This is a genomic window from Nodosilinea sp. LEGE 07088 (assembly GCF_015207395.1).
Lineage (GTDB): Bacteria > Cyanobacteriota > Cyanobacteriia > Phormidesmidales > Phormidesmidaceae > Nodosilinea.
Map to the genome: position 1 here is coordinate 19,637 of NZ_JADEWX010000064.1, position 9,447 is coordinate 29,083.

The following is a 9,447-nucleotide window of genomic DNA, read 5'->3' on the forward strand; positions in this document are numbered from 1 at the left end:
GTTGGCCTAGGCCATTGCCAGGGTACGGCGCTTGGTCACCATGCGGAAGGCATCGATAATGTCGCCTTCCTTCCAATCGCTGAAGTTGTCGATGCCGATACCGCACTCAAACCCAGCTGCCACGTCCTTCGCATCCTCTTTCATCCGCTTGAGAGAATCGAGCTTGCCGGTATAGACCACTTCACCGCCGCGCACAACCCGCAGGTTGCAGTTGCGAGTGACCTTGCCTGAAAGCACGTAGCAACCCGCCACAGCCCCCTTGCGCACTGGGAATACCGCCCGTACTTCCACCTGACCCAGGGGCTCTTCAACCATTTCGGGGTCAAGCAGGCCTTCCATGGCCCCTTGAATATCATCGAGCAGGTTGTAGATGACTTCGTAGTCGCGCACATCCACCCCGAGGCGATCGGCAGACTGTCGCGCCCCTGGCGCCAGCGTTGTGTTGAAGCCAATGATGACCGCACCACTAGCCGCCGCCAGATCTACGTCGGTCTCGCTGATTTCGCCCGGAGCGGCCAGCAAGACCCGAATCTGAACCTCGTTCTGAGGCAACTGTTGAAGCGCCGCCAGAATGGCCTCAATAGAACCCTGTACGTCGGCCTTCAGCAGCAGGTTAAGATCCTTAAGATCTCCTTCCTGCACCTGGGCCGAAATTGTGTTGAGGGTAACGCGGCGAGAGGCCATGGCCTGCTGTAGACGCGATTGACGCTGCTCAAGCATGCGCTTATCGGCGACGGCACGAGCCGTTTTCTCGTCAGCATAGACCTCAAACTCGTCACCCGCAGCGGGCACATCGTTCATGCCCAGAACTTCGACAGCAAAGGAAGGGCCAGCTATCTTAACTCGTTGGAGACGATCGTCGAGCATGGCCTTGACTTTACCCAAGATGGGGCCCGCCACCAACGAATCGCCAACTCGTAGCGTGCCGTTTTGCACTAGCAAAGTGGCCACCGGCCCGCGAGCCTTATCTAGGTTGGCCTCAATGACCGTACCCCGGGCCAGACGATCGGGATTGGCCTGGAGATCTTCGACCTCAGCCACCAGCACGATCATCTCTAACAAACTATCGAGGTTGTCTCCCGATAGGGCGCTGACCGGCACCATAATGGCGTCGCCACCCCACTCTTCAGGCACCAGACCATGCTCCATCAGCTCTTGTTTAACGCGGTCAGGGTTAGCCGTCTCTTTATCTACCTTGTTGATCGCAACAATCAGCGGTACCTCAGCCGCCTTAGCGTGGCTAATGGCTTCAATCGTCTGAGGTCGCACACCGTCGTCGGCAGCCACCACCAGAATGGCAATATCAGTTACCCGAGTACCCCGAGCCCGCATAGCAGTGAATGCCTCGTGGCCAGGAGTATCCAGGAAGACAATCTGATGAGACGTACCATCGTGGTCAACATCCACATGATAAGCACCAATGTGCTGGGTAATGCCCCCAGCTTCTCCCTGGGCTACCTTAGTCTTCCGAATAGAGTCGAGCAGAGTTGTCTTACCGTGGTCAACGTGGCCCATGATAGTCACCACCGGAGGTCGTCGCTGGAGACTATCAAGATCTGTCGCATCGAGCATCTCGGTGACTTTCTTGGCCTCTGACTCAACCTCGCTGGTTTCGACCATCACCTCAAACTCCTCGGCCACCATTTTGGCGGTTTCAATATCGAGGGTCTGGTTAATGTTGGCGGCAATGCCCTTAAAAAAGAGCGATTTAATCAGCTCGGTCTCAGGCACCAGAATGCGGTCGGCTAACTCGTGCACCGTCAACCCTTCAGACAAGACAATAAACTCTGGACGCTCTTGGGTAGGCTGAGGCTCGCCCCGACGACCCCGGCGACCACGTCCTCCACCACTGCTGTCGCGATGTTGAGGCTTGTGGCTTTTTACGGTTGGAGACGACGGCTTGCCACCACCCTGGCTCTTAGGCTTGGGAGGACGAGCCAAAGAAACGCTCAGATTTTGCACGTCTAAGGCTTGCTCTTCGCCTTCTTCCAGCTCATCGACCAGCACATCCAGATCGTCTTCATCTTCACCGAGCACGCCCTGGCCACGACGCTTGGTCTTGCCAGCCTTGCTGGCTTTTTCCCGCATTTTTTGATCGTCGTCCTCGTCTTCGCGCTCTTCGCGCTTATGGCGAGGGGGCGAGGGGCGGCGCGGCTGCAAATCCTCAAGGCCGCCTACCCCAAGCACAGAGATTGAATCACTACCACCAGCAGGCTGATCAGTGCGAGCAGTGTCAGTTCTAGCTGTTTCAGCATCGGCATTGGGTCGGCGCAGCTTAGGCTTAGGCTTGAGGCGAGGTACATCCTCATCCGCATCAATTTCACGAATTGGAATCGTGGGACGCGGCGCTCCATTGTCCCCGGTTCGCCCCTCAGATGTCCGCCCTTCAGCGGCACGACTTTCAGGCCGACGAATAACTGGACGCGGTGGACGGACAACTTGGACTGTGGATTCATCCTGACTCTCGCCAGATCTACCATCGCGAGACACTGGCTCTACTAACTCTGGCCGAGGCTTAACGGGGGGTGCCGTAGGCCGCTCTGGCGTTGTCATCACAGCCGACTCGTCAAGTGGTCGATTGACCAACGCAGCTGGTCGCAAAGACTTGCCATCATCCTGGGGAACAGAGCCAGGGCGACTGGGGGGCTTCGATAAACTATCGCCGTTAGTGGGCCGCGCAGGCCTACTCTGTGGTGCAGGACTAGGCGCAGGGGCGTTAGTCGCTGGCGTGTCAGCCTTAGGAGTAGTGCGGTGACGACGTATTTCTAGAATCTGTTGTTTGCGCTCGGGCCGAGCGGCCGCTTTGACCGGTGCTGCAGGGCGAGGTCGAGTAGGCCGATTGGCGGAACCACCGTTACTGCGGGCTTGACGAGCAGCCGTTCTAATTTGGTCGGCATCTGACTCAGCGATAGTACTGCTGTGACTCTTTGCGGCAATGTCAAGGCGACTGGCGATCGCCAAGATATCCTTGTTATCCAAATCCAATTCCTTCGATAACTCGTAAATTCTCACTTTGCCGTTCATCCACATCTCCCTACGCTAGTCAAGACTTGTTACATAAACCAACCTGCTTCGTCCAACAAAACGACATCAAACCATTCTGACGAAAATGTTAGCCCTAGCACTGCATTGTACCCCAAGGCCAGATGGACATGGGGACAAGCAAACTAATCGGCCGTTGGTCTGTCGGTTTTAAAGACCCATACTATGAGTGTAATCAGTTGTCTGCCCAATGAACAGAATCTCAGCGGGAAAAGCCTTTGAGCTCACCCATGTGCGAACATGCTTGGTTGCCACAGCTCAATCTCTTATTTTTCCTAGGGTTTCACGAGATGCGTTGAGAGGGCCTGGCTCGGACTCCGGCTTACTCTGCTGTCTCTAGTCGTTGCCACAGAGTTTGATAAATTTCCTCTGGCACATTGGCTTTGAGCGCCCGCCCGAGTCGGTTTTTTTGGTGGGCCTGACGCAGGCAGTCTACCTGAGGACATAGGTAGACCGATCGCCCCATACCTCGATCTAGACACACACTGCGATCGTCATACACGCGCACTATTCGCCAGAAAGCCTCTTTAGGGGCGACCCGTCGACAGCTGACACAGCGTCGATAGTTAGGTGTCATCAGATCCTATTATTCTTCCTCTCCAGCGTTTTCCTCAGGCGTCTGAGATGGTGCCTCAGTGTCTTCCTCAACGGGTAAATTTTCAGCTATCTCGTCGGTAACGGCCACCGATTCAGGGGCAGTCATCTCGTCGAGACCATCGGGGAGGGCCTCATCCGCCGAGGCCGCTAAGGCAGTGGCCTCGGCGGCGGCTCGTTCGGCGGCGGCGGCGGCTCTCCAAGCGGCGGCTTCAGCTTCCTCCGCCGCTAGCTCGGCGGCCTCGGCAGCGGCCGCCTCTCGAGCCGCTAGGAGATCGGCAATCTTACGATCTTCTTCTTCGTAATCGTATTTGCCTGAGTCTTTGATGTCGATCTTCCAGCCGGTAAGACGAGCCCCAAGCCGCACATTTTGGCCCTCTTTACCAATCGCTAAACTGAGCTGATCTTCGGGCACCAGCACGTGAGCCTGGCGATCGTCGGGGTTGACCAACCGCACCTCGTCGACCCGAGCTGGGCTGAGTGCGTTGGAAATGTAGGTGGCTGGATCGGGCGACCAGCGAATTACGTCAATTTTTTCACCCCGTAGTTCGTTCACCACCACCTGAATACGAGACCCCCGCGCACCGATACAGGCACCCACCGGATCCACATCGCGCTCTAGGGTATCAACAGCAATTTTGGTACGAGGTCCTACCGATCGAGAGGGCGGATTAGCTTCTCGTGCCACCGCCACGATGCGAACGATTTCATCCTCAATCTCAGGCACTTCATTGGTAAAGAGCTCGACCACCAGCGCCGCATCAGCTCGCGAGACTAGGAGTTGTGGCCCCCGATGTGAACCTTCAGAGACTTTCTTTAGAGCCACTCGAAATGTTGCATTAGCGCGATAGTTATCGTTGGGCAACTGGTCGCGCTTGAGCAACTCGGCTTCTACCTCAGGCTGACCCACGCTGCTGCTGACCGCCATAATCACTGACTGACGCTCAAATCGCAGTACCCGAGCCGATAAGATAGTGCCCTCTAGGTCTTGAAATTCTTCCTGGACGAGCCGACGCTGCTGATCGCGTAGCTTTTGGGCCAGTACCTGCTTGGTTTGAATCGCCGCCATGCGGCCGAAGTCACGCTGGTCGGGGGTAACGTCGAGTACCACCGTGTCACCGGCCTGGGCTTCGGGGGCGACCTCTCGAACTTCAGCCAAGGCAATTTCATGGTCTTGGCTGGTCACTTCATCGACGATGGTTTTAGTCGCCAGCACTCGAAAACCCTGGTCGTCGTAGTCGTCAACATCGAGCTCAATGTCAAAGTTGTCGAAGTATTCTTCGTCGAAATGAGTGTCAATTTCACGGGTACGGCGGTAGCGCTCGTATCCCTTCAGCAGCGCTTCCCTCAGGGCATTTTCAACCGCATGCTTGGGCAGGTTGCGCTCGCGGCTGATGACATCGATCATCTCCTGCAAATTTGGCAGACTAACTAACGACATGACTACTTACCTCTAGGAGCTAAACCGAAATACATCAATACTATTGAGCGCCAAAGCGCTAGTCGGGGCTTTGGTCACTCAGCTGCACCATGGTTACCAGTTCCCGAGGGATAGCTGTGGTTTTACCCCTTTGGCTCAGTACCACAGTAGACTCATCGCGCCTGACCAACTGGCCTACCCACTGTCGCTTATCTTTGTGGGGTGCAGACAGGGTAACCTCCACCATAAACCCCTTAAACACCACAAAGTCGCGATCGATTTCTAACGCTGGCGAAACCCCAGGACTCGATACCTCTAGCACATAGGCATCGGGAATGATGTCGGTGGTATCGAGCACGGCCTCGAAGGCCTGACTCATTTTTGCGCAATCATCCAGGCCAGTGTCTTCATTTTCGAGACTGCGCACATCGATGCGCAGTACTGGGGGCGACTGGTTGGTCTGGAAGACTGCTTCAACCACTTCTAGCCCCAGATCTTCGGCAACGGGGGCCGCCAACTCGAGCACTTGAGGAATCAGGGGGTGTACCATCTGAGATCTGAAATGATGCCAATAAAAAAGTGGGCCTCGGCCCACCTCCCAAAACATTTCTGCTATAGGAACCCAAACCCGAAGGCTTGGACTCAACCATAGTAGCGAATTGTGGCAGCAATGCGGCAATCCTGGTCATGATTCATGGCCAATGCCCTGGGCACCAGACCAAACAGCACGGTCGAAACGGTGGGTTGAACATTGGCAAAATAGGGGTAGCGGTCCTCTAGGTCGAGACGATCTGATGATATCGTTGGGAGCAAGACTGACCGCTACCGACGACGCAGCCACATCAATATCGCCAGAGCGAAGCCAATTAGGGGCAGCACCAATAGAGCGAAGACGCCGAGGCCAATCTGCTGCTGTACCGTCATTGTGATCCGTCTATTGGTGACTTCGCGGGGGCGAATGGAAAGGGTGGCATCGGTCTGCTGCCCCAGCCAGCTCACGGCGTTGAGGAATACGTCACCGTTGAGCTGTTGCTCAAACAGGCCGTCGGTGGCAAAGGTAGCGTTGCCGATAACCACCAAACGTGCCTCTGGAGCTGGTTCTCCCTCAGCGGCGATCGCGCCATCGACCGGGCGGTTGAGCGCTACGCCCAGGGTATAGGGGCCTGAGGGCGGAGCATTTTCATCGAACTGAAGCTCGCCCTCAGCTGAGAGGGCTTCGGCCCGACTCTGGGGGTTACTCCGTAAAATAGGCGCTGCAGTTACCCCTGGCACTGCTTCGACATTCACCGGGCGCACTAGCGGAAAGAACGATCGCCCACCGCCAAAGTCGCGGGTAATGGGATGGTCACCATAGTCGGTTACCAATGGAGCTGCTGGGCCGAGGCCGACCAGTTGACCAGTGCCCGAGGTATCGAGCACAATGCGATCGTCGAGGGTGACACCCCAGGGATCGAGCAGGGTGCCGAGGCCAGGGTTAGTACGGGGATCAATCAGCAGCATGAGGCTACCGCCACCGTTGAGATAGGTTTGCAGCGCTTCGACTTCAGCCTCAAAAAATTCGGCGGCAGGGCCAGCGACCACGACCACACTGGCATCGTCAGGCACCGCGGCGGTCTGGGAGAGATCGAGGGGCTGCACCAGGGCGCTTTTATCTTCTAAGGCGGTAGCAGCCTGCAAAAAGCCAGTGTCACTACCGTCGATTGCAAATTCTTGATGCCCCTGGGTGAAGTAAACGGTGAGGGTGCGATCGCCCGCTACCTGGTCAAGGGCATTGGTCAACGTCCGCTCTGACAGGCGTTCGGTGGGGCTGACATTCTGCAAAAAGCGACGATTTTTGCCACTTTCGACAAACACCATGCCCGTCTGAGTCGCCCCAAACTCCTGGGCCTGGCGGGGGTCGTTGTAGGGGTTGACGTAGTCGAAGGTGAACTGCGACCCAGCCCGTCGATAGCTCTCCAATAGCTGCCGATCTTGAGGGTTGGGGACAGGGTCAAAGATGACAACCCGAGTGGGACTCTCTAGCGACTGCGCTACCTGTTGCGACTGGGGGGCAAGGGTAAAGATCTGATTTTCGGTGAGGTCTACTCGACTGGCATAGCGCACCGCCAAAAAGTTGACCAGGCCCAAAATTAACAGTACGGCCAGGGCCGACACCAAAGCATTGGCCCCGGCCTCGGTAGAGCGTTGCGCCCAAAACTTACCCTCGCCGTAGTTACCCAGCACTAGCACCAGCACCAGCAGACCAATGCCCCCCAACAACAACCCCGCAGGCAGCAGTGTCCAGCCCGCTAATACTCCAGCCAATAGCCCGGCTGTAACCAAGGCCAACCCTGGCAGGGCCAGGTATTTCAAATATTTTTGATAAGCCGCCAAGGATTTCATCGCCATAATGCGCTACGTATTGCTGCTAGCTTCGCTGGAAGCGAAGGGTTTCGATCGATTGGGCCGTAAGGTACAGGCCCAGCACAATAAAGGAGAGAAACAGCACCAAACTACCGGTGTCAAAAATACCTTCAGTAAAGTCGGTGAAGTGCTGCAGCAAGGAAAGATGAGCGATCGCCTGCCCCGCCACCCCCGGCAGCCCCTGGGCCACTGCATCTACCAGCCACAGCAGCAACATCAGCGCGAAGGTCATAATCGCCGCCAGCACAGTACTCTCGGTCAGTGACGAGATAAACATACCGAGGGCCAAAACACTAGCAGCCATTAGCACCAACCCCAGATGCGATAGCAAAAACACCCCCGATCCCATCGGGGGCGTCGCCGCCCCCAAGGCCACCGCCTGGCAGACCATCAGCGGCAGCACCATGGCCATGTAAAAGCTGACCACCGCCAGCAGCTTGCCCAAGGCCACCGCCCAGTTAGTCACCGGCGAGGTCGCCAAAAGCTCAAGGGTGCCCTGCTTGCGCTCGTCGGCGTAGAGCCCCATCGACAGCATGGGCAGCACAAACATCGACAGCGAGCCCAGTAACCCCACGTAGGCCTTGTTGAACTCATAGGCCACGTCAAAGGGTGGCGATGGCGGTAGCCCCATCTGGACTGACTGATCGGCCATGGCGGCCTGAGCCAAAATACCCTGGGGGCCCAGCAAAATAGCCACCAAAAAGAAGCCCCCCAGCAGCCAAAACACGGCCGCAATCACGTAGGGTAGCGGCGAGGCAAAATAGCTTTGCAGCTCTCGCTGGTAGATCGCCAGGATGTTTTTGAGAATGATGGTCATGGGCAGTGAGCTAGTAGGTGAGTGGAAGGGTAAGTGAATTGCTTAGATATCTTGTTCCTTGGGCAGCGCCGCAGCAAGAGCAGGGTCTGGCAGCACCGCTGCCCCAGAGGCAGGTTCGATGGTAGTGAGGTTGAGAAAGACATCTTCGAGGGTAGCCTGTTGGCGGCGCAGTTCGTGAAGCTCTAGGCCGGCATTGACCAGAGCCGCAGAAATGAGTCCACCCAAGGTGCGATCGGCATCGCCGCTGACCCGCAGACGGTGGTGGTGTTCAGGCAGGTGGTCTTGGCCGAGAGAGGTGACCTGACGCACAGGGGCAAGCTCGGCGAGCAGTCGCTGTGCCACATCTGCATCACCTTTGATCTCTAGGTCATAGGCAGCTTCGCCCGAGAGCCGAGTAGTGAGGTTACCTGGAGTATCAGTGGCAACAACCTGGCCGCGATTGATAATGGTGACGCGATCGCAGGTCATGCTCACCTCCGGCAAAATATGGGTGGAGAGAATGATGGTGTGACTCCCCGCTAAGCCCTTGATCAGCTGACGCACCTCATTGATCTGGCGCGGGTCCAATCCTACCGTGGGCTCGTCGAGAATAATCACCGGCGGGTCATGAATGATCGCCTGGGCAATGCCTACTCGCTGCCGATACCCCTTCGACAACTTGCGGATCAGCACCCTGCGTTTGTCTAACAAACCACAGTGATCCATCGCAATTTCGGCTCGCCGCTGGCGCAGGTCGGCTGAGACGCCTTTAATTTTGGCCACAAAGTTCAAAAATCCTTGCACCGTCATCTCTGGATACAGCGGCGGCGACTCAGGCAGATAGCCAATGCTCTGCCGCACCGCCATTGAATCGGTATGAACGTCGTAGCCCGCCACTCGGGCCGTGCCTGCTGACGCAGGTAGATATCCGGCCAAGATTCGCATTGTGGTGGTTTTACCCGCCCCGTTTGGCCCCAAAAACCCCAAAATCTCCCCGGGCTGTGCCTCAAAGGTCAGGTCTTGAATAGCCGTAGTCGACCCGTAGGTTTTACTCAGGTGCTCAACTTCAATCATGGATGTAGAACCGCCAGCAAGCCAGTGGATATTGTACTGCTGATTACAGTAGCGATTATTTCTCCCGTTGCGTTTAAGAAGCCAAATCTAATCCGCTCCCCCACCTTCCCCATCTCCC

General features: G+C 56.6%; 8 protein-coding genes. All 8 read right to left on the reverse strand.

Annotated elements, in window-relative coordinates; genetic code table 11:
• Positions 1–6: 6 nt before the first annotated feature.
• A complete protein-coding gene (gene infB, locus IQ254_RS15360; protein ID WP_193967038.1) occupies positions 7–3,024 on the reverse strand; it encodes a translation initiation factor IF-2 in 3,018 nt (1,005 codons plus the stop codon).
• Between the two features lie 340 nt (positions 3,025–3,364).
• On the reverse strand, positions 3,365–3,619 hold the full coding sequence (locus IQ254_RS15365; protein ID WP_193967039.1) for a YlxR family protein: 255 nt from the start codon (positions 3,617–3,619) through the stop codon (positions 3,365–3,367).
• A 9-nt stretch (positions 3,620–3,628) separates the two neighbouring features.
• Positions 3,629–5,077 (reverse strand): transcription termination factor NusA, encoded by a 1,449-nt coding sequence (gene nusA / locus IQ254_RS15370; RefSeq protein ID WP_193967040.1) that lies wholly within the window; start codon positions 5,075–5,077, stop codon positions 3,629–3,631.
• A 58-nt stretch (positions 5,078–5,135) separates the two neighbouring features.
• Positions 5,136–5,606 (reverse strand): ribosome maturation factor RimP, encoded by a 471-nt coding sequence (gene rimP / locus IQ254_RS15375; RefSeq protein WP_193967041.1) that lies wholly within the window; start codon positions 5,604–5,606, stop codon positions 5,136–5,138.
• 92 nt (positions 5,607–5,698) lie between these two features.
• Entirely contained in the window at positions 5,699–5,869 is a 171-nt protein-coding gene (locus IQ254_RS15380; RefSeq protein ID WP_193967042.1) for a hypothetical protein, read from the reverse strand.
• 9 nt (positions 5,870–5,878) lie between these two features.
• On the reverse strand, positions 5,879–7,444 hold the full coding sequence (locus IQ254_RS15385; protein WP_193967043.1) for a Gldg family protein: 1,566 nt from the start codon (positions 7,442–7,444) through the stop codon (positions 5,879–5,881).
• Positions 7,445–7,463: 19 nt separating this feature from the next.
• On the reverse strand, positions 7,464–8,276 hold the full coding sequence (locus tag IQ254_RS15390) for an ABC transporter permease (RefSeq protein ID WP_193967044.1): 813 nt from the start codon (positions 8,274–8,276) through the stop codon (positions 7,464–7,466).
• A 42-nt stretch (positions 8,277–8,318) separates the two neighbouring features.
• A complete protein-coding gene (locus IQ254_RS15395) occupies positions 8,319–9,329 on the reverse strand; it encodes an ABC transporter ATP-binding protein (protein WP_193967045.1) in 1,011 nt (336 codons plus the stop codon).
• Positions 9,330–9,447 lie beyond the last annotated feature (118 nt).